Annotated in this window: 20 protein-coding genes; 7 read left to right on the top strand and 13 right to left on the bottom strand. The window is 62.9% G+C overall.

Translation table 11 applies throughout. The annotated features are described in order from the left end of the window. Positions 1-21: 21 nt before the first annotated feature. Positions 22-594: a xanthine phosphoribosyltransferase gene (locus tag A9971_RS18100; protein ID WP_011064203.1), complete on the top strand. Its 573-nt coding sequence runs from the start codon at positions 22-24 to the stop codon at positions 592-594. A 105-nt stretch (positions 595-699) separates the two neighbouring features. On the opposite strand, the gene A9971_RS18095 is transcribed toward A9971_RS18100, so the two are convergent. The 6 genes from A9971_RS18095 to dadA form a co-directional block, all read right to left on the bottom strand. Then, a complete protein-coding gene (locus tag A9971_RS18095) occupies positions 700-2631 on the bottom strand; it encodes an acetyl-CoA hydrolase/transferase C-terminal domain-containing protein (protein WP_015637461.1) in 1932 nt (643 codons plus the stop codon). A gap of 136 nt (positions 2632-2767) precedes the next feature. Beyond that, positions 2768-3184, bottom strand: coding sequence for a cytochrome c5 family protein (locus A9971_RS18090; RefSeq protein WP_011064205.1), 417 nt, complete (start codon positions 3182-3184; stop codon positions 2768-2770). A gap of 182 nt (positions 3185-3366) precedes the next feature. Beyond that, positions 3367-3915 carry a cupin domain-containing protein gene (locus A9971_RS18085; protein ID WP_015637462.1) on the bottom strand — a complete coding sequence of 183 codons (549 nt, stop codon included), beginning with the start codon at positions 3913-3915 and terminating at the stop codon, positions 3367-3369. 131 nt (positions 3916-4046) lie between these two features. Beyond that, on the bottom strand, positions 4047-5120 hold the full coding sequence (gene alr / locus A9971_RS18080; RefSeq protein WP_015637463.1) for an alanine racemase: 1074 nt from the start codon (positions 5118-5120) through the stop codon (positions 4047-4049). Positions 5121-5211: 91 nt separating this feature from the next. Beyond that, on the bottom strand, positions 5212-5565 hold the full coding sequence (locus tag A9971_RS18075) for a RidA family protein (protein WP_011064208.1): 354 nt from the start codon (positions 5563-5565) through the stop codon (positions 5212-5214). Further along, on the bottom strand, positions 5537-6838 hold the full coding sequence (gene dadA, locus A9971_RS18070; protein ID WP_041120381.1) for a D-amino acid dehydrogenase: 1302 nt from the start codon (positions 6836-6838) through the stop codon (positions 5537-5539). Before dadA ends, A9971_RS18075 begins: the two co-directional genes overlap by 29 nt. Positions 6839-6993: 155 nt before the next feature. On the opposite strand from dadA, the gene A9971_RS18065 reads away from it, so the two are divergent. After that, complete coding sequence (locus tag A9971_RS18065; RefSeq protein ID WP_011064210.1) at positions 6994-7482, top strand: Lrp/AsnC ligand binding domain-containing protein; 489 nt, start codon at positions 6994-6996, stop codon at positions 7480-7482. 41 nt (positions 7483-7523) lie between these two features. Here the strand turns inward: A9971_RS18065 and A9971_RS18060 are convergent, their stop codons facing one another. Next, entirely contained in the window at positions 7524-7877 is a 354-nt protein-coding gene (locus A9971_RS18060) for a YkgJ family cysteine cluster protein (RefSeq protein ID WP_011064211.1), read from the bottom strand. 148 nt (positions 7878-8025) lie between these two features. Here A9971_RS18060 and A9971_RS18055 point away from each other — a divergent pair, with 148 nt between their 5' ends. Further along, positions 8026-9318, top strand: coding sequence for an FAD-binding oxidoreductase (locus A9971_RS18055; RefSeq protein ID WP_011064212.1), 1293 nt, complete (start codon positions 8026-8028; stop codon positions 9316-9318). A gap of 27 nt (positions 9319-9345) precedes the next feature. Here A9971_RS18055 and A9971_RS18050 read toward each other — a convergent pair whose 3' ends face one another. After that, on the bottom strand, positions 9346-9591 hold the full coding sequence (locus A9971_RS18050; protein WP_011064213.1) for a DUF1127 domain-containing protein: 246 nt from the start codon (positions 9589-9591) through the stop codon (positions 9346-9348). 180 nt (positions 9592-9771) lie between these two features. Between A9971_RS18050 and A9971_RS18045 the strand changes: the two genes are divergently transcribed. Then, positions 9772-11196 carry a PLP-dependent aminotransferase family protein gene (locus A9971_RS18045; protein WP_011064214.1) on the top strand — a complete coding sequence of 475 codons (1425 nt, stop codon included), beginning with the start codon at positions 9772-9774 and terminating at the stop codon, positions 11194-11196. 66 nt (positions 11197-11262) lie between these two features. Further along, on the top strand, positions 11263-12831 hold the full coding sequence (locus A9971_RS18040; RefSeq protein ID WP_183001230.1) for a phospholipase D family protein: 1569 nt from the start codon (positions 11263-11265) through the stop codon (positions 12829-12831). Between the two features lie 4 nt (positions 12832-12835). Here A9971_RS18040 and A9971_RS18035 read toward each other — a convergent pair whose 3' ends face one another. Next, positions 12836-13981 carry an MFS transporter gene (locus A9971_RS18035; RefSeq protein ID WP_011064216.1) on the bottom strand — a complete coding sequence of 382 codons (1146 nt, stop codon included), beginning with the start codon at positions 13979-13981 and terminating at the stop codon, positions 12836-12838. A 127-nt stretch (positions 13982-14108) separates the two neighbouring features. Then, positions 14109-15602 (bottom strand): aldehyde dehydrogenase, encoded by a 1494-nt coding sequence (locus A9971_RS18030; RefSeq protein WP_011064217.1) that lies wholly within the window; start codon positions 15600-15602, stop codon positions 14109-14111. 238 nt (positions 15603-15840) lie between these two features. Here A9971_RS18030 and A9971_RS18025 point away from each other — a divergent pair, with 238 nt between their 5' ends. Beyond that, on the top strand, positions 15841-16203 hold the full coding sequence (locus tag A9971_RS18025; protein ID WP_015637468.1) for a cupin domain-containing protein: 363 nt from the start codon (positions 15841-15843) through the stop codon (positions 16201-16203). A gap of 58 nt (positions 16204-16261) precedes the next feature. Here the strand turns inward: A9971_RS18025 and rpmG are convergent, their stop codons facing one another. Next, on the bottom strand, positions 16262-16417 hold the full coding sequence (gene rpmG, locus A9971_RS18020) for a 50S ribosomal protein L33 (RefSeq protein WP_003177274.1): 156 nt from the start codon (positions 16415-16417) through the stop codon (positions 16262-16264). Between the two features lie 11 nt (positions 16418-16428). Beyond that, positions 16429-16665 (bottom strand): 50S ribosomal protein L28, encoded by a 237-nt coding sequence (rpmB, locus tag A9971_RS18015; RefSeq protein ID WP_011064219.1) that lies wholly within the window; start codon positions 16663-16665, stop codon positions 16429-16431. 475 nt (positions 16666-17140) lie between these two features. Here rpmB and A9971_RS18010 point away from each other — a divergent pair, with 475 nt between their 5' ends. Next, a complete protein-coding gene (locus tag A9971_RS18010; protein ID WP_011064220.1) occupies positions 17141-18724 on the top strand; it encodes an ABC transporter substrate-binding protein in 1584 nt (527 codons plus the stop codon). A gap of 48 nt (positions 18725-18772) precedes the next feature. On the opposite strand, the gene radC is transcribed toward A9971_RS18010, so the two are convergent. Next, on the bottom strand, positions 18773-19447 hold the full coding sequence (gene radC / locus A9971_RS18005; protein WP_011064221.1) for a DNA repair protein RadC: 675 nt from the start codon (positions 19445-19447) through the stop codon (positions 18773-18775). Positions 19448-19570: the final 123 nt, after the last annotated feature.

Raw genomic sequence — 19570 nt, 5'->3', positions numbered from 1 at the left:
GTGGCCAGTAGAGGAAGCTCCGTGGAAGCACTGCACAAGAAAATTCGCGAAGAAGGCATCGTGCTTTCCGATCAAGTACTGAAGGTCGACGCCTTTCTGAACCATCAGATCGACCCGCAGTTGATGAAGTTGATCGGCGACGAATTCGCCACGCTGTTCAAGGATTCGGGCATCACCAAGATCGTCACCATCGAAGCCTCAGGGATAGCCCCGGCGATCATGACCGGTCTGAACCTGGGCGTGCCGGTGATCTTCGCCCGCAAGCACCAGTCCCTGACCCTGACCGAGAACCTGCTGTCGGCCACCGTGTACTCCTTCACCAAGCAGGTGGAAAGCACCGTCGCCATTTCCCCGCGGCACCTGACCAGCAGCGACCGCGTGCTGATCATCGACGACTTCCTGGCCAACGGTAAGGCGTCCCAGGCACTGATCTCGATCATCAAGCAGGCCGGCGCCACCGTGGCCGGCCTGGGCATCGTCATCGAGAAGTCGTTCCAGGGCGGCCGTGCCGAACTGGACTCCCAGGGCTACCGCGTGGAATCCCTGGCCCGGGTCAAATCCCTGGCCGGCGGCGTGGTCACCTTCATCGAGTAACCCCGCCCGCCAGAGCAACAGACTTGTGTAGGAACTGGCTTGCCAGCGAAGACGCCCTTGAGAGCAGCGCAAGACTTCAAGGCCCATTCGCCGGCAAGCCGTCTCCTACGACAAGTTGGGGGCCGTGGCCTGCAGACCCGCCAGCAGGAACCGCTGGTACAGGTCTTCACGCAGGCCTTCGGGTTTCTCCAGCCCCATGCGTTCCAAGTGCTCGGCAAACGCCGCGGGCTCCGGTGCGTCGAGTGCCGCCTTGCCCAGCTCGAGGATCTCGCTGAGCTTGAACTTGCTCTTGAGCCAGTTCAGCGCCCGCAGCAGATCGCGCTCCTGGGCGCTGAAATCACTGCCCAGCGGATACTCCGGGAACAGGTGGCGATGACGCGCCTGAATGTTCTGCAAACGCTGTGGGCTGTTGTCGGCAAAACGCGGCTCCAGACGAAAGTCCTTCGCCAGCTTGCCGGCTTTCTGTGCCTGCTCGATCAATCCGGCCTGGAAGCGTGAATCGCTGATATTGAGCAACGCCTCGATCACCTTGGCGTCCGTCTTGCCCCGCAGATCGGCGATGCCGTACTCGGTGATCACGATGTCCCGCAGGTGACGGGGGATGGTGCAGTGGCCGTATTCCCAGACAATGTTGGAGCTCACTTCCCCCGCCGACTCGCGCCAGCTGCGCAGGATTAGCACCGAGCGGGCATCCGCCAGGGCATGGCCCTGGGCGACGAAGTTGTATTGCCCGCCCACCCCGCTCAGCACGCGCCCGCCCTGCAACTGGTCGGACACCGCCGCACCCATCAGGGTCATGGTGAAGGCGCTGTTGATAAAGCGCGCATCTCGGCGTTGCAGACGCTTGAGCTCCTCATGGCCATACAGCTCGTTGATGTAGCTGATGGCGGTCATGTTGAACTGCGCCAGCCTGCTCTTGGGCAGCTCCCGCAGGCGCTGATAGAAGCTGCGCGGGCCAAGGAAGAAACCGCCATGGATCGAGACCCCGCCGACAGCCGAATCCGGATCCAGGGTGCCGGCATTGGCTTGCTCTTGCAGCGCCACGGTCGGGTACACCTTGCGCCGCACGATGCCCGCGTCGGCCAGGGCCAGCAGGCCGTTGACGAACATTTCGCTGCAGCCGTAGAGCCCTTGGGCAAAGGGCTCGACACCCCCTTCGCGATCGATCAGCGGCTGCCAGTAATCCACCTGCAGGTCTGCCAGCAGTGCGCGGTAGCCCTCGTTGTCCGCCTGCCGTGCGAGCAAGGCCGCGGTCAGCGCATCGCCCATGGAGCCAATGCCGATCTGCAGGGTGCCGCCGTCGCGCACCAAGGTGCTGGCGTGCAGGCCTATGCAATGGTCCTGGATACCCACGGGCATGTTCGGCGTGGAGAACAACGTACTGCGCTCCTCCTCGTCGATCAGCAGGTCGAGGTCCGCGGCATCGATTTCCGAGTCCCCCGGCATATAGGGCAGGTCGCTGTGGACCTGGCCGAGGATCAGGATGGTTTCCCCCTGCGCCCGGCGCTTGGCAATCATCGGCAACATGTCGAGGGTGATGTCCGGGTTGCAGCTCAGGCTCAGGCGTCCCGCGTCTTGCGGGTCCCTGGCCAGCAGTTGCGCCACCAGGTTCAGACCGGCTGCGTTGATGTCCCGGGCGGCATGGCTGTAGTTGCTGCTGACGTAGTCCTGCTGCGCCGGGGCACTGTGCAGGAGGCTGCCGGGCTGCATGAAGAACTGCTCGACGCGAATGTTCGCCGGCAGGCTGTCGCGATGCAGGTCAGCGAGAAAATCCAGCTCCGGGTAGTCACCGAATACCCGTTCGACGAAGGGTTCGAGAAAGCGCTTCTGCAAACCGTCGCCCAGGGCCGGCCGGCCCAGGCTCAAAGCGGTGTAGATGGTCAGCTGGCGTTCCGGCATCCCGGCGATGCGCCGGTACAGGGCATTGGCGAAACGATTGGGTTTACCCAGCCCCAGGGGCATGCCCATGTGAATGTGTTGCGGCAAACGCGCGAGCACTTCATCCACCGCATGCTCGATAGAACAGGATTGCAGCATCTGACCCTCCGGGGACCGTCCATGAATTGAGGTTGGACCGAGCTTGCCGGGAGTTTGCTGCATTGACCAGTACACAGGGCAAATTACGCCCACAAAAAAGCCGCTCGTAAGCGGCTTTTTCGCTGAAGATGGCGGCTTATTTCAGGCCGGACATCTTCTGGATTGCACCTTTGAGCTCGTCATCGGAGCAATCGGCGCAAGTGCCTTTAGGCGGCATTGCGTTGATCCCGGTGATGGCCTTGGCCAGGATGCCGTCGAGGCCGCCCTGGTGATCGGCGCGCTCTTTCCAGGCTGCGGTGTCACCGATTTTCGGTGCGCCCAACAGGCCGGTGCCGTGGCAAGCGTTGCAGTGCTTGGCGATCACGTCATCCGGGGATTTCGCGCCACCGCCACCGCCCGCAGAGGCGGCCACTTCCATACCCTTGCATTCCTGCCCCTGGACGCAGACCTGGCCGACAGGCTCAAGACGCTTGGCAATATCATCATTAGTCGCAGCTTGAGCGCTGACTGCCCAAAGGGCCAATACGGTTGCTGGTGCGGCCAGCATTTTCATAATTAGGTTCACGCGTACACCCTCAATGGTGGCTAGTCACGCCTGCGGCCACGGTTTCGCAGGCGGGCGAAAGTATAACGGTTAGCCCGCCACACTGAAACAACCCCAAAGTCGAAGGGGTCTTATTCGCGGCAAAATGTCGCTGGGGGCCTCTCTGCAAGCCTTGCAGGACGCCTCTTGATCTAGAAGTTCGCTGGAGTGGCTGCGCTGATTAGCCGCGCCGGAACATCGAACGGATTACGGAAACGGTGCGGCTTCGTACTCTCAAAGTAGTAGCTATCGCCGGCTTCGAGGACAAATGTTTCAAGCCCTACCACCAGTTCCAGGCGCCCCTCGAGGAGAATCCCGGTTTCCTCGCCGTCATGGGTGAGCATCTCTTCACCGGTATCGGCACCCGGCGGGTAGATCTCGTTGAGGAAGGCAATGGCGCGGCTCGGATGAGCCCGGCCCACCAGCTTCATGGTCACCGCACCATCGGAGATATCGATCAGTTCGTGGGCCTTGTAGACGATCTGAGAAGGCGTTTCCTGGAGAATTTCCTCGGAAAAGAACTCCACCATGGACATGGGAATGCCGCCCAGCACCTTGCGCAGCGAGCTGATCGAGGGGCTGACGCTGTTCTTTTCGATCATTGAAATGGTGCTATTGGTGACGCCCGCACGCTTGGCGAGTTCACGCTGGGAAAGACCTTTCAGTTTACGGATGGATTGCAGTCGTTCACCGACGTCCAATGCGGCAGCCTCCTAGGCGGGAATCAGGCGTTGTTGTAATTGAGCGTTATCATGGCGACAGCGTTCAGTATTTACAACACTTGCTCCCGATTCCCCCCGGGAAGGCGACTTTCGGTACAGCCCACGGAATCTCAGCCTTCGCAGTACACCAACGGCACCCGGCGCAGGTTGCAGAACAGCTGATAAGGGATGGTATCGGCGGCCTGCGCAACATCGCTGGCGAGGATGTTCTTGCCCCACAACTCCACGGTCGAACCAAGACCGGCCTGGGGCACGTCCGTCAGGTCGACACACAGCATGTCCATGGACACCCGGCCCAGCAGGCGGCTGCGCTGGCCGGCCACCAGTACCGGCGTACCAGTAGGCGCATGGCGCGGATAACCGTCGGCATACCCCATGGCCACCACGCCAATGCGCATTGGCCTGTCGGTGATGAACCTGGCGCCGTAGCCCACCGGCTCGCCGGCCGGCAGTTCACGCACGCAGATCACCTTGGACTCCAGGGTCATTACCGGCTGCAAGCGCGCGGCCACTGAGTTGTTTTCTTCGAACGGCGTCGAACCGTAGAGCATGATGCCCGGGCGCACCCAATCGCTGGGTACGCTGGGCCAGCCCATGACCGCCGGCGAATTGCGCAGGCTGATTTCCGCTCCGAGGCCCTGGCGAGCCGCTTCGAATACCGCCACCTGCTCGCTGCTACGCGGGCAGTCCAGTTCATCGGCGCGGGCAAAGTGGCTCATCAGCACGATCTTCTCGACCTTGCCGCTGGCCTGCAGGCGCTGATACGCCGCCTGGTAATCCTTGGGATGCAGGCCGACCCGGTGCATGCCCGAGTCCAGCTTGAGCCAGACCGTCAGTGGCTTGGCCACGGCCGCCTGCTCGATGGCTTCGAGTTGCCACAGCGAATGCACCACGCACCAGAAATCATGCTCGACGATCAGCGCCAGCTCGGATGCTTCGAAAAAACCTTCCAGCAGCAGCACCGGCGCACGAATGCCCGCGGCGCGCAGCTCCAGGGCTTCTTCGATGCAGGCCACGGCGAAACCGTCGGCCTCGCCTTCCAGTGCCTGGGCGCAGCGCACCGCGCCATGGCCGTAGGCATCGGCCTTGATCACCGCGAGAGCACGAACTCCCGAGGTTTCACGGGCCAGTTGGTAGTTGTGACGCAGGGCTTGGAGATCGATCAGGGCACGGGCAGGGCGCATGGCGGCAGACTTCTAGGCGGTCATGGGGAATAAAAAACCGGTGCTGGATAACGGCGAGCCGCCACCGGCACCGGGAGAGGGATCTTGTCGCTTAAGGCAGAGCGGCCACTACGGACAGCTCGACCAGGATTTCCGGTTCGCACAGCTTGGCTTCGACCGTGGCCCGGGCCGGCGCCACGCCTTTTGGCAGCCACTGGTCCCAGACACTGTTCATGCCAGCGAAGTGGGCATCGATGTCCTTCAGGTAGATGGTCACCGACAGCAGCTTGCTCTTGTCGGTACCGGCCAGATCCAGCAGGCGTTCGATGTTGGCCAGGGTCTCGCGGGTCTGCTGTTCGATCCCGGCCTGCATGTCATCACCGACTTGCCCGGACAGATACACCGTACCGCCGTGGACAACAATCTGGCTCATGCGCTCATTGGTGAGCTGGCGCTGGATTGACATGTTTAGCTGACTCCTGAGGGTTACCGTAACGGGAAATATCGAGGCCTTCGGCGCTGATCTGCGGCTTTTTCTTGGCCATCAGGTCCGCCAGCAGGCGACCGGACCCGCAAGCCATGGTCCAGCCGAGCGTACCGTGGCCAGTGTTCAAGAACAGGTTGCGCAACGGCGTGGCGCCCACAATCGGCGTGCCATCCGGAGTAGTGGGACGCAGCCCGGTCCAGAAACTGGCCTGGGACAGGTCGCCGCCCTGAGGATAGAGATCGTTGACGATCATCTCCAGCGTTTCACGCCGGCGCGGATTGAGCGAGAGGTCAAAACCGGCTATCTCAGCCATGCCGCCGACCCGGATCCGGTTGTCGAAACGGGTGATCGCGACCTTGTAGGTTTCGTCGAGGATGGTGGAAGTCGGGGCCATGGCCGGGTTGGTGATCGGCACGGTCAGGGAGTAACCCTTGAGCGGGTACACCGGCGCCTTGATGCCCAGCGGCTTGAGCAATTGCGGCGAGTAGCTGCCCAGGGCCAGCACGTAGCGGTCGGCGGTTTCCAGCTTGCCGTCGATCCACACGCCGTTGATCCGGTCACCGGCAAAGTCGATGCGCTGGATGTCCTGGCCGAAGCGGAACTCCACACCCAGCTTGCTGGCCATTTCCGCCAGGCGCGTGGTGAAGATCTGGCAGTCGCCAGTCTGGTCGTTGGGCAAGCGCAGGGCACCGGCGAGGATGTCAGTGACGTTGGCCAGGGCCGGCTCGACCCGGGCGATGCCTTCGCGGTCCAGCAGTTCGAACGGCACGCCGGATTCCTTGAGCACGGCGATGTCTTTCGCCGCACCGTCCAGCTGCGCCTGGGTTCGGAACAGCTGGGTAGTGCCCAGGCTGCGGCCTTCGTAGGCAATGCCGGTTTCCGCTCGCAACTCGTCGAGGCAGTCACGGCTGTATTCGGACAGGCGCACCATGCGTTCCTTGTTCACCGCATAGCGGCTGGCGGTGCAGTTGCGCAGCATCTGTGCCATCCACAGGTACTGGTCGATGTCGGCCGTGGCCTTGATCGCCAGTGGCGCGTGGCGCTGCAGCAGCCATTTGATGGCTTTGAGCGGTACACCCGGAGCGGCCCAGGGCGACGCATAGCCAGGCGAGACCTGGCCGGCGTTGGCGAAGCTGGTTTCCATGGCGGCGGCCGGCTGACGGTCCACTACGGTCACTTCAAATCCGGCTCGAGCCAGATAATAGGCACTGGTGGTTCCGATAACGCCACTGCCCAAGACCAGAACGCGCATTTTCATATCCTCATCGCGGCTGACCGCTGACGTTTGTTATTCAGAGCAAAGATGGGCGCAGTGTAAGAAACATTGAGCAGTGATTTTCACTATATAACCGCCTATATTTGGCGAGAATTCTCGGCGATATTGCTTTTCACGGAGGGGCATCCCCTATGCGCACCAACCATCAGACCCGTCGGGCCCTGGACAAGATCGATCGCAATATCTTGCGGATACTCCAGGCCGACGGACGCATTTCCTTCACCGAGCTGGGGGAGCGAGTGGGCCTCTCCACCACCCCCTGCACCGAGCGCGTGCGCCGCCTGGAGCGCGAAGGGATCATCATGGGCTACAACGCGCGGCTCAATCCGCAGCACCTCAAGGGCAGCCTGCTGGTGTTCGTCGAGATCAGCCTGGACTACAAGTCCGGCGATACCTTCGAGGAGTTTCGCCGGGCGGTGCTGAAGCTGCCCCACGTGCTGGAGTGCCACCTGGTGTCCGGCGACTTCGACTATCTGGTCAAGGCGCGGATCTCGGAAATGGCGTCCTACCGCAAGTTGCTGGGGGACATCCTGCTCAAGCTGCCCCACGTGCGCGAGTCCAAGAGCTACATCGTCATGGAAGAAGTGAAGGAGAGCCTGAGCCTGCCGATTCCGGATTGAAGCGAGAGGGTGCAGCCTTCCGGCAAGCCGGGGGCGCGGGGCTAGACCAGGACCTGGCGAGTGCTGGCCATGTAGTCGTGGATCTGTTTTTCGACCCGGGGGTGGATCATCTCCACCGGGCGCCGGCCGTTGGGGCAAGGCAGGCTCGGCGTGGTGCCGAACAGGCGGCAGATCAGCGGACGCTCGTCATACACGGTGCAACCGTTGGGCCCCAGGTGTACGCAGTTGAGCTCGTCCATGGCAGCTTCCTGCTCGGCAGCGGTCTTGCGCGGCAGGCGGGACATTTCCTCCGGCGAGGTGGTCACCGGGCCGCAGCAGTCGTGGCAGCCGGGAACGCACTCGAAAGAGGGAATCTGCTGACGCAGGCTGCGGACGATTTGACGGTTACAGCTCATGAAAAAGACTACCGGGGCATGAATAGCCGTGAATTCTGCCCTAAATGCCTGGCGGCAGACAGGACCGGGCGTCCTGCGGTTGCCCCGGCGCAAAGGCCCGACTTATGCTCCGCGCATTTTTACCGACACCATCATCAGGACGCATCCCATGCCCGCCAGCCTTCAGCACGCCGCTTCCTACTATGCCGCCAGCAGCCTGCCGCAACCGGACTACCCAGCGTTGGCGGGCGATCTGACAGCCGATGTGTGCGTGGTCGGGGGCGGTTTTTCCGGGCTCAACACCGCGCTGGAACTGGCCGAGCGTGGCCTCAGCGTGGTCCTGCTGGAGGCGCACAAGATCGGCTGGGGCGCCAGCGGGCGCAATGGCGGGCAGTTGATTCGCGGCGTCGGCCACGGCCTCGACCAGTTCACCAAGGTGATAGGCGAGGACGGAGTGCGGCAGATGAAGCTCATGGGGCTGGAGGCGGTGGAGATCGTCCGCCAACGCATCGAGCGTTTCCAGATCCCTTGCGACCTGACCTGGGGCTACTGCGACCTGGCCAACAAGCCGGCCGACCTTGCCGGCTTCGCCGAAGACGCCGAGGAACTGCGCAGCCTCGGCTATCGCCACCAGACCCGGCTGCTGCAGGCCGATGAAATGCACAGCGTGGTGGGTTCCAAGCGCTATGTTGGCGGCTTGATCGACATGGGTTCGGGCCACCTGCACCCGCTGAACCTGGCCCTGGGCGAAGCCCGGGCGGCGCAGCAGTTGGGGGTGCAACTGTTCGAGCACTCTGCGGTGACCCGCATCGACTACGGCCCCGAGGTCAAGGTCCACAGCAGTCGCGGCACCGTCCGGGCCAAGACCCTGGTACTGGGCTGCAACGCCTACCTCAACGATCTCAATCCGGAATTGGGGGGCAAGGTGCTTCCGGCCGGCAGCTACATCATCGCCACCGAACCCTTGAGCCCGGCCCTGGCCCAGGAACTGCTGCCGCAGAACATGGCGGTCTGCGACCAGCGCGTGGCCCTGGACTACTACCGCCTTTCGGCCGACCGACGCCTACTGTTCGGGGGTGCCTGTCATTATTCGGGGCGTGACCCCAAGGACATCGCCGCCTACATGCGACCGAAGATGCTGGAAGTGTTCCCGCAACTGGCCGCAGTGAAGATCGACTACCAGTGGGGCGGCATGATCGGCATCGGCGCCAACCGCCTGCCGCAGATCGGCCGGCTCAAGGACCAACCCAATGTGTATTACGCCCAGGCCTATTCGGGCCACGGCCTGAATGCCACGCACCTGGCGGGCAAGCTGCTGGGCGAGGCCATCAGCGGCCAGCACGGCGGCGGTTTCGACCTGTTCGCCAAGGTGCCGCACATCACCTTCCCGGGCGGCAAGCATCTGCGCTCGCCGCTGCTGGCCCTGGGCATGCTCTGGCACCGCTTGAAGGAACTGCTCTGACCCACCCCGTGGCTGCGCGGCGTCGGCCTACAGCCGCCAGAACGGCTTGAGACCTTCGGCCCGCGCCTCTTCCCGGCTCAGGCCGACATCGCGCAACTGCTCGGCAGTCAGCTCCAGCAACGCCTTGCGCGTGCGCAGCCGATGCCAGTACAGACCCAGCGGGCTCAGCCCGGGCGGTGCGGAGCGTGGCAGGCGTGCCGCCAGTGCCTGCTCCTGCTCTGCCTGCAGCTCCTGACTCCGTAACGACAGACGCACATCGCTCAAGCCGTTCATCTGTATTGCTCCTGTTTGCTCAAAGTTGCCATGAGCCAATAGGATGCTTGGTGCGCAAAAACCATTACAGACTCAATACAGCGGTATTAACTCCATACAGTTTTGCCAAAAATCCTGCTGAATCCTGTATTTTTGCCCCATCTGTACCGGTCTTCGCGTCCCCCACTACGAGCCAATGCCATGACCCTCTACGTCAACCTCGCCGAACTCCTGGGCACCCGCATTGAGCAGGGCTTCTACCGCCCCGGCGATCGACTGCCCTCAGTGCGCGCCCTGAGCGTCGAGCACGGGGTCAGCCTGAGCACCGTGCAGCAGGCCTACCGCCTGCTGGAAGACAACGGCCTGGCGATGCCCAAGCCCAAGTCCGGCTACTTCGTGCCGCCCAGCCGCGAACTGCCCGCCCTGCCCGCCGTTGGCCGCCCGGCCCAGCGACCGGTAGAGATCTCGCAGTGGGACCAGGTGCTGGAACTGATTCGCGCCGTGCCGCGCAAGGACGTGGTGCAACTGGGCCGCGGCATGCCGGACATCACCACCCCCACCCTCAAGCCTCTGCTTCGGGCCCTGGCCCGCCTCAGCCGGCGCCAGGACATGCCAGGCCTGCACTACGACAACATCTACGGCGTACTGGAGCTGCGCGAGCAGGTCGCGCGGCTGATGCTGGATTCCGGCTGCCAGCTGGGGGCCGGCGACCTGGTGATCACCACCGGCTGCCACGAGGCGCTGTCCACCAGCATTCGCGCCATCTGCGAACCGGGGGATATCGTCGCCGTGGACTCGCCGAGCTTCCACGGCGCCATGCAGACCCTCAAGGGCCTGGGCATGAAGGCCCTGGAGATCCCCACCGACCCCATTACCGGAATCAGCCTGGAAGCCCTGGAACTGGCTTTGGAACAGTGGCCGATCAAGGCCATACAGTTGACGCCCAACTGCAACAACCCCCTGGGCTACATCATGCCGGAGCCGCGCAAGCGGGCACTGCTGACCCTGGCCCAGCGCTTCGACGTGGCGATCATCGAGGACGATGTGTATGGCGAACTGGCCTACACCTACCCGCGCCCGCGCACCATCAAGTCCTTCGACGATGATGGCCGGGTGCTGCTGTGCAGCTCGTTCTCGAAAACCCTGGCCCCAGGCCTGCGCATCGGCTGGGTGGCGCCCGGTCGCTACCTGGAACGTGTACTGCACATGAAATACATCAGCACCGGCTCCACGGCCCCGCAGCCCCAGGTAGCCATCGCCGAGTTTCTCAAGAGCGGCCACTTCGAGCCACATCTGCGCAAGATGCGCACCCAGTACCAGCGCAATCGTGACCTGATGCTCGATTGGGTCAGCCGCTACTTCCCCGCCGGCACTCGCGCCAGCCGGCCACAGGGCAGTTTCATGCTGTGGATCGAACTCCCCGAGGGCTTTGATGCTCTGAAGCTCAACCGAGTGCTGCTCGAGCAAGGGGTGCAGATTGCCGTGGGCAGCATCTTTTCCGCCTCGGGCAAGTACCGCAATTGCCTGCGGATGAACTACGCTGCCAAGCCAACCGCGCAGATCGAAGACGCGGTACGCAAGGTCGGCGCTGCAGCCATCAAGCTGCTCAGTGAAACCTCGGACTGAGCCCGACCCGAAGCAGGAAGCCAGCCGTCCCATGCCAACCCGTGCCGTGATGCGAGATGACCTGACTTGAACCCTATACAGGCCTTCACCTGGCTTCTGCTGCTGAGCCTCGGGCTGGGCGGCTGCGCTACCCGCGAGGTGCCGTACCAACCCAGCCAGGCCCTGCCCGCCCGTGATTCGGGCTTTGCCCAGTCAATCCGGGCCCAGGCCGCACCCTACCAGGGGCGTTCCGGCTTTCGCCTGCTACCCAACAGCACCGAAGCGTTCATGGCCCGCGCCGAGCTGATCCGCAACGCGCAAAGCAGCCTCGACCTGCAGTACTACATCGTCCACGACGGCATCAGCACCCGCATGCTGGTGGACGAGCTGCTCAAGGCCGCCGACCGTGGCGTGCGGGTACGCATCCTGCTGGACGACACCACCAGCGACGGCCTGGACCAGATCATCGCCACCCTGGCCGCCCACCCGCAGATCCAGATCCGCCTGTTCAACCCTCTGCACCTGGGCCGCAGCACCGGCCTGACCCGGGCCATGGGCCGCCTGTTCAACCTGTCGCAGCAGCATCGGCGGATGCACAACAAGCTCTGGCTGGCAGACAACAGCGTGGCCATCGTCGGCGGGCGCAACCTGGGGGATGAATACTTCGACGCCCAGCCCAACCTGAATTTCACCGACATCGACATGTTCAGCGTGGGTCCGGTGGCCGAGCAACTGGGCCACAGCTTCGACCAGTACTGGAACAGCGCCCTGAGCCGCCCCATCGGCGAGTTCCTGTCCAGCACACCTTCCACCAAGGCGCTGGACAACACCCGGCTGCGCCTCGAGGAATCCTTGCAGGACAGCCGCCGGCAGAACCAGGCGCTGTACCGGCAGTTAATGACCTACCAGACCCAGCCGCGCATGGACATCTGGCGCAAGGAACTGATCTGGGCCTGGAACCAGGCCCTGTGGGACGCTCCGGCCAAGGTCCTGGCCAAGGGTGACCCCGACCCGCACCTGCTGCTCACCACCCAGCTGGCACCGGAACTGAGCGGGGTCGGCAAGGAGCTGATCATGATCTCGGCCTACTTCGTTCCGGGGCAGCCTGGGCTGGTGTACCTGACCGGGCGCGCGGACGCCGGAGTCTCGGTGAGCCTGTTGACCAACTCCCTGGAAGCCACCGACGTGCCAGTGGTGCATGGCGGCTATGCGCCCTATCGCAAGGCATTGCTGGAACATGGAGTGAAGCTCTACGAACTGCGCCGACAACCCGGCGAGCGCGGTGGCAGCGGGCCGCACCTGTTCCACAGCGGCTCCTACAAGGGCTCCGACTCCAGCCTGCACAGCAAGGCGATGATCTTCGACCGACGAAAGAGCTTCATCGGCTCGTTCAACTTCGACCCCCGTTCGGTGCTGTGGAACACCGAGGTCGGGGTGCTGGTGGACAGCCCCGAGCTGGCTGAACATGTCCGCGCCCTGGCCCTGCAGGGGATGGCGCCGGCCCTGAGCTACCAGGTCAAGCTGCTGGACGGCAAGCTGGTCTGGGTGACCGAGGATCAGGGCCAGTTGCACAGCCTGGACCATGAACCCGGCAACTGGTGGCGCCGCTTCAATGCCTGGCTGAGCACCCGCATCGGCCTGGAACGCATGCTCTGAGTGGCTACAACGCAGCCTGGGCTTCGCCAAAGGCCCCCTGGCGCAGCAGCAGGACAAGCAAGCCAAAAGCCCCGGCCGCCACCAGCAGCAACATGGCGTGGCCGCTCACCCACTGGCTGCCGGCCCCTGCCACCAGCGGCCCGATCAGGCAGCCAATGCCCCAGAGCTGCGCCACATGGGCATTGGCCCGCACCAGTGCGTCATCGCGGTAACGCTCGCCGATCAGGATCAGCGACAAGGTGAACAAGCCCCCGGCGCTGGCCCCGAACAACACCCACAGTGGCCAGATCAGCACGGTGCCCAGCAACAGCGGAATGGCCAGGCTGGAACACAGCAGGATCACCGCGCAGCCGGTGAACAGGCCGCGCCGGGAAATCCGATCCGCCAGGGCGCCAATCGGCAGTTGCAAAAGTGCATCCCCCACCACCACGGTGCTGACCATGGCCAGGGCAATGTCTTCGGTGAACCCCTGGCTCAGGCAATACACCGGCAGCAGGGTCAGAATCAACGCCTCGAAAGTAGCGAACAATGCAACTGCCCAGGCAATCGCCGGCAACTTCTGACAGAAGTGCCACAGGTCAAACAGGGTCACGCTGCACGACTCGGTGCTCGGCGCCCCGCTGCGCCCCAACAGCAGGAGCGGTGATACCACCAGCAAACCCACCGCGGTCCAGAAGCCGTAATCATGCTCAGTACCCAGCACGCCCAACAGCAGGGGCCCGGCCAGCTGGCTCAAGGCATAGCTTGCGCCATACAGCGCCACCAGCCGGCCACGCCACTGCTCCACCACCAGTTGATTGATCCAGCTTTCCCCCAGAATGAAGATGATGGTCAGGACCACTCCCAGTATCAGGCGCAGCACCAACCACAACGGATAGCTGGGCAGCAGCGCCAGCAAGGCAATGGAGATCGCCCCGCCCCACAGGCACAGGCGCATCAGGCTGGCGGTGCCGAAGCGCGCCGCCAGGCGGCTGGAGATCTTCGCCCCGAGCAACACGCCAATGGCCGGCATCGCCGCCACCACGCCAATTGCAAAAGGCCCGTAGCCCCAGCTTTCGAGACGAAACGACACCAGGGGCATGGTCACGCCCAGGGCCAGGCCGACACTCAAGACTGCGGCCAAAACGGCGAAATAGGTCGCCCAACGCATTTCCACGCTCCTGTGGATCATTGTTTCGCAAGGCACAGACAACACAGCCGGACTCCCCTTGCGGAAAGTCCGGCTGCGCTATGGATCGACATCAGGCGGGGCACTGCCCCGCCTCAAACGACAAGACTCAGAGCTTGATCCAAGTGGCTTTCAGCTCGGTGTACTTGTCGAACGCATGCAGCGACTTGTCGCGACCGTTGCCCGACTGCTTGAAGCCGCCGAACGGCGCGGTCATGTCGCCGCCGTCGTATTGGTTGACCCAGACGCTGCCGGCACGCAGGGCCTTGGCGGTCTGGTGGGCCTTGGAGATGTTGGCGGTCCACACCGCAGCTGCCAGGCCGTAAGGCGTGTCGTTGGCAATCTGGATCGCCTCTTCCACGCTGTCGAAGGCGATCACCGACAGTACAGGGCCGAAGATCTCTTCCTGGGCGATTTTCATCGCGTTGCTGACACCATCGAAAATGGTCGGCTCGACGTAGGTGCCACCGGTTTCTTCCAAGGTGCGCTTGCCACCGGCCACCAGCTTGGCGCCATCGGCATGCCCGGCTTCGATGTAGGACAGCACGGTGTTCATCTGCTGGGTGTCCACCAGGGCACCGACATTGGTGGCCGGGTCCAGCGGGTTGCCCGGCTTCCAGCCCTTGAGGGCCTCGATCACCAGCGGCAGGAATTTATCCTTGATGGAGCGCTCCACCAGCAGGCGCGAGCCGGCGGTGCAGACTTCGCCCTGGTTGAAGGCAATGGCGCTGGCGGCGGATTCGGCGGCGGCCTGCAGGTCCGGAGCATCGGCGAACACGATGTTCGGGCTCTTGCCGCCGGCTTCCAGCCACACGCGCTTCATGTTGGATTCGCCGGAGTAGACCAGCAGCTGCTTGGCGATCTTGGTGGAGCCGGTGAACACCAGGGTGTCCACGTCCATGTGCAGGGCCAGGGCCTTGCCGACGGTGTGGCCGTAGCCTGGCAGTACGTTGAACACGCCCGCCGGAATCCCGGCTTCCACTGCCAGAGCAGCGATGCGGATGGCGGTCAGCGGGGATTTTTCCGAAGGCTTGAGGATCACCGAGTTACCGGTGGACAGCGCCGGGCCCAGTTTCCAGCAAGCCATCATCAGGGGGAAGTTCCACGGCACGATGGCCGCGACCACGCCTACCGGCTCACGGGTGACCAGGCCCAACTGGTCGTGAGGGGTGGCAGCGACTTCATCGTAGATCTTGTCGATGGCCTCGCCGCTCCAGCTCAGGGCCTGGGCGGCGCCGGGAACGTCGATATCCAGGGAGTCGCTGATGGGCTTGCCCATGTCCAAGGTTTCCAGGAGCGCGAGTTCTTCAGCGTGCTGCTTCAACAGGCCGGCAAAGCGGATCATCACCGACTTGCGCTTAGCCGGCGCCAAGCGCGACCAGGCGCCGGAGTTGAAGGTGGCGCGGGCGTTTTCCACGGCGCGCTGGGCATCGGCGGCATCACAGCTGGCGATGGTCGCCAGTACGCGACCGTCTACCGGGCTGATGCATTCGAAGGTGTCGCTGGAAGCCGATGCGGTGTATTCGCCGTTGATGTAGGCACGACCTTCGATTTTCAGGTCGCGGGCACGTTGTTCCCAGTCGGCACGAGTCAGGGTGGTCATACGAGTGTCCTCCTCTTATTTGTATACAAGCGCCATGCGAACTACGCCGGCACTGCTGAAGAATTCTGCCCGGCCAGCCTGTTTTCGGCCAAAGGCACCCGCCACCCTAAACCAGCGACACCTGTACTTTCAATATATTTGACAAAGCCCGGGCAAACGCCATTGCTATGTGCATTTTAATAAACATAGACTTTGGCCTTCATAGCCACTCGCGCCGCAATCACGGGGGAATACAACAATGAGCATCCACAACGTCGTCGACTTCAGCCAGGCCACCACCGAGGGCGAACGCTACCGCCCGGCTGCGGAAAAAATCCTCAAGGGCGACCCCGAGCAGGCGGTGTTCAACCATTACGCCAGCCCGTGCGGCCAGCTCAATGCCGGGATCTGGGAAGGCGCCGTGGGCCAGTGGACGGTGAACTTCACCGAACACGAATACTGCGAGATCCTCCAGGGCGTATCGGTACTGCGTGATCACGACGGCAATGCCAAGACTCTGCGGGTCGGCGACCGCTTCGTGATCCCGGCCGGCTTCAAGGGCACCTGGGAAGTGCTGGAGCCCTGCCGCAAGGTCTATGTGGCCTTCGAACAGAAAGCCTGAATCCCGGACACAAAAAAACCCGCTTGAAGGCGGGTTTTTTTGTCAGAAGAAAAATCAATTACTTGATTTTGCCTTCCTTGTAGATCACGTGCTTGCGAACAACCGGATCATATTTCTTGATCTCGATTTTGTCCGGAGTAGTACGCTTGTTCTTGTCGGTAGTGTAGAAGTGACCAGTACCGGCGCTCGAGATCAAACGAATCAATTCACGCATGATTAGCTCCCTTAAACCTTGCCGCCATCGCGACGGATTTCGGCCAGCACGACATCAATGCCGCGCTTGTCGATGATACGCATGCCTTTGGCAGATACGCGCAGACGCACAAAACGTTTCTCGGACTCAACCCAGAAGCGGTGATGCTGCAGGTTCGGCAGGAAACGACGACGGGTTTTGTTGTTTGCGTGGGAAATGTTATTCCCAGTCACCGGACCCTTACCGGTAACTTGACAGACTCTAGACATGCCTCAGCCCTCTAAAACCACATGCCCAACCCGGCATGGGTTGGCCGCTTAATCTCTCAGTCATTTGGCGCCAGGCGCCGCGTTTCTTTAGGGTCTTACCGGCTACACCTACAAGCGAAGGAACCGGGCCCCTAGAAAAGAGCGCTGCTTTATACCAGAAAGACCCCAGAGCAACAACAACCGCTGTGCCCAGGATGACGAAAAGTCCTGATTTTCTTGCGCCGGACGCCTGCGGCAAAGGCTACCGCAGAAATCTACCGCTCGTCGCAGAATATATTTCTCCCGAAACCCCAGGCACAAAACCGCCATAGAACGCGGTCATGCCTGCGGAAAATCACGCCTGGAACCCCGGCCGAGCCCGAGGTTTCGTCACTCGATACAAAAGGGATAGTCATTTTACAAAGAGCCCACTAGGGTAAGGCATTTCCAGACTGCACTCGCAGATGGGCTTTCGATCTGCACAAGGAACCCGACCATGCGTCTTGCCGCCCTCCCGCTCCTGCTCGCCCCTCTCCTGAGCCCCCTGGCCCAGGCTGCCGCGCTGAGCGTCTGCACCGAAGCCAGCCCGGAGGGCTTCGACGTGGTGCAGTACAACTCACTGACCACCACCAACGCATCCGCCGACGTGCTGATGAACCGCCTGGTGGAGTTCGACGCCGATAGCGGCAAGGTAGTCCCCAGCCTTGCCGACAGCTGGGAGGTCTCTGCCGACGGCCTGACCTACGTGTTCAAGCTGCACCCCAAGGTCAAGTTCCACCGCACCGAGTATTTCAACCCCAGCCGCGAGCTGACCGCCGAAGACGTCAAGTTCAGCTTCGAGCGCATGCTCGATCCGGCCCATCCGTGGCACAAGATCGCCCAGAGCGGCTTTCCCCACGCCCAATCCCTGCAGTTGCCCAGCCTGATCAAGAAGATCGATGCCCTGGACCCGCTGACCGTACGCTTTACCCTGGACCACGCCGATTCGACCTTCCTCGCCACCCTGAGCATGGGCTTCGCCTCGATCTACTCGGCGGAGTACGCCGAGCAACTGCTCAAGGCCGGCACCCCGGAGAAGCTCAACAGCCAGCCGATCGGCAGCGGCCCGTTCATCTTCGGGCGCTTCCAGAAAGACGCCTCGATCCGCTACAAGGCCAACCGCGACTACTTTGCCGGCAAGCCTGCGGTCGATTCGCTGATCTTTGCCATCACCCCGGACGCCAACGTGCGCCTGCAGAAGCTGCGCCGCAACGAGTGCCAGATCGCGCTGTCGCCCAAGCCCCTGGATGTCCAGGCCGCCAGCGAGGATCCGGCACTGAAGGTCGAGCACACCGCAGCCTTCATGACCGCCTTCGTCGCCATCAACAGCCAGCACCCACCCCTGGACAAACCCGAGGTACGCCAGGCAATCAACCTGGCCTTCGACAAGGGCAGCTACCTCAAGGCGGTCTTTGAAGGCACCGCCGAAGCCGCCAACGGCCCTTACCCGCCCAATACCTGGAGCTACGCCAAGGACCTGCCCGGGTACGCCCACGACCCGGAAAAGGCTCGCCAACTGCTGGCCAAGGCTGGCCTGAAGAACGGCTTCCAGACCACCATCTGGACCCGCCCTTCTGGCAGCCTGCTCAACCCCAACCCCAGCCTGGGCGCACAGTTGCTGCAATCGGACCTGGCCCAAGTGGGGATCCAGGCGGAAATCCGCGTGATCGAATGGGGTGAACTGATCCGCCGCGCCAAGGCCGGCGAACACGACCTGCTGTTCATGGGCTGGGCTGGCGACAACGGCGACCCGGATAACTTCCTCTCGCCACAGTTCACCTGCGCCGCCGTCAAGTCCGGCACCAACTTCGCCCGCTACTGCGACCAGAACCTGGACAAGCTGATCACGGCCGGCAAGACCACCAGCGAACAGGGTGTGCGCAGCAAGCTGTACCAACAGGCCCAGACCCAGATCCAGCAGCAGGCGCTGTGGCTGCCCCTGGCACACCCGACCGCATTCGCCCTGACTCGCAAGCAGGTCGAGGGCTACCAGGTGAGCCCCTTCGGGCGCCAGGACTATTCGAAAGTCAGCATCAAGTGAACTGCCGGCCGGCTTCAAGGCCCACCCAGGCCTTGAAGCCGGCTGCATTCAGATCCAGCCGTACTCGGCCATCGACAGCGGGTCGCCCTCCCCCACGATGAAGTGGTCCAGCACCCGCACATCGATCAACTCCAGTGCCTCCTGCAAACGTCGGGTCACTACCCGGTCGGCCGGGCTGGGCTCGCAAATGCCTGACGGATGGTTGTGGCAGAGGATCACCGCCGCTGCATTGTGCGCCAAGGCGCGCTTGATCACCTGCCGCGGGTACACCGTGGTGCTGTCGATGGAGCCCTGAAACAGCACTTCGAAGGTCAGTACACGATGCCGCGTGTCGAGAAACAGGCAACCGAACACTTCATGGGGCTCGTGGCGCAGCATCGACTTCAGGTAATCGCGCACCACCAGCGGGTTCTCCAACGCGGACTGGCGATGCAGTTTCTCCGCCAGATGCCGGCGGGCCATTTCCAGCACCGCCTGCAACAAGGCGTACTTGGCCGGGCCCAGCCCCAGTTGGCGGGTGAAGGTCAGTTGATCGGCCTCCAGCAGCCTGCGCAGGCTGCCAAAGCGCCGCAACAGATGCCGCGCCAGGTCCACCGCGCTTTTACCGGCCACCCCGGTGCGCAGGAAAATAGCCAGTAGCTCGGCGTCGGAAAGGCTGATGGCGCCCTGCTCCAGAAGCCGTTCCCGCGGACGCTCCGCCGCGGGCCAGTCACGAATACTCATCACACCTCCCTGTGCATGGCGCCGCTGTTCGACAGCGGGCGCTGTGCTATCTTAGCCCCCTCTTTTTTGCGTGGTATTTCACCTGGGGAGGGGGCATGCCACGCAGCAATCACTGAACGGAAA

It is taken from the genome of Pseudomonas sp. UME65 (assembly GCF_014170225.1).
Lineage (GTDB): Bacteria > Pseudomonadota > Gammaproteobacteria > Pseudomonadales > Pseudomonadaceae > Aquipseudomonas > Aquipseudomonas protegens.
Note: the sequence above shows the minus strand (reverse complement) of the source record. Positions and strands in the feature narration are given on the sequence as shown.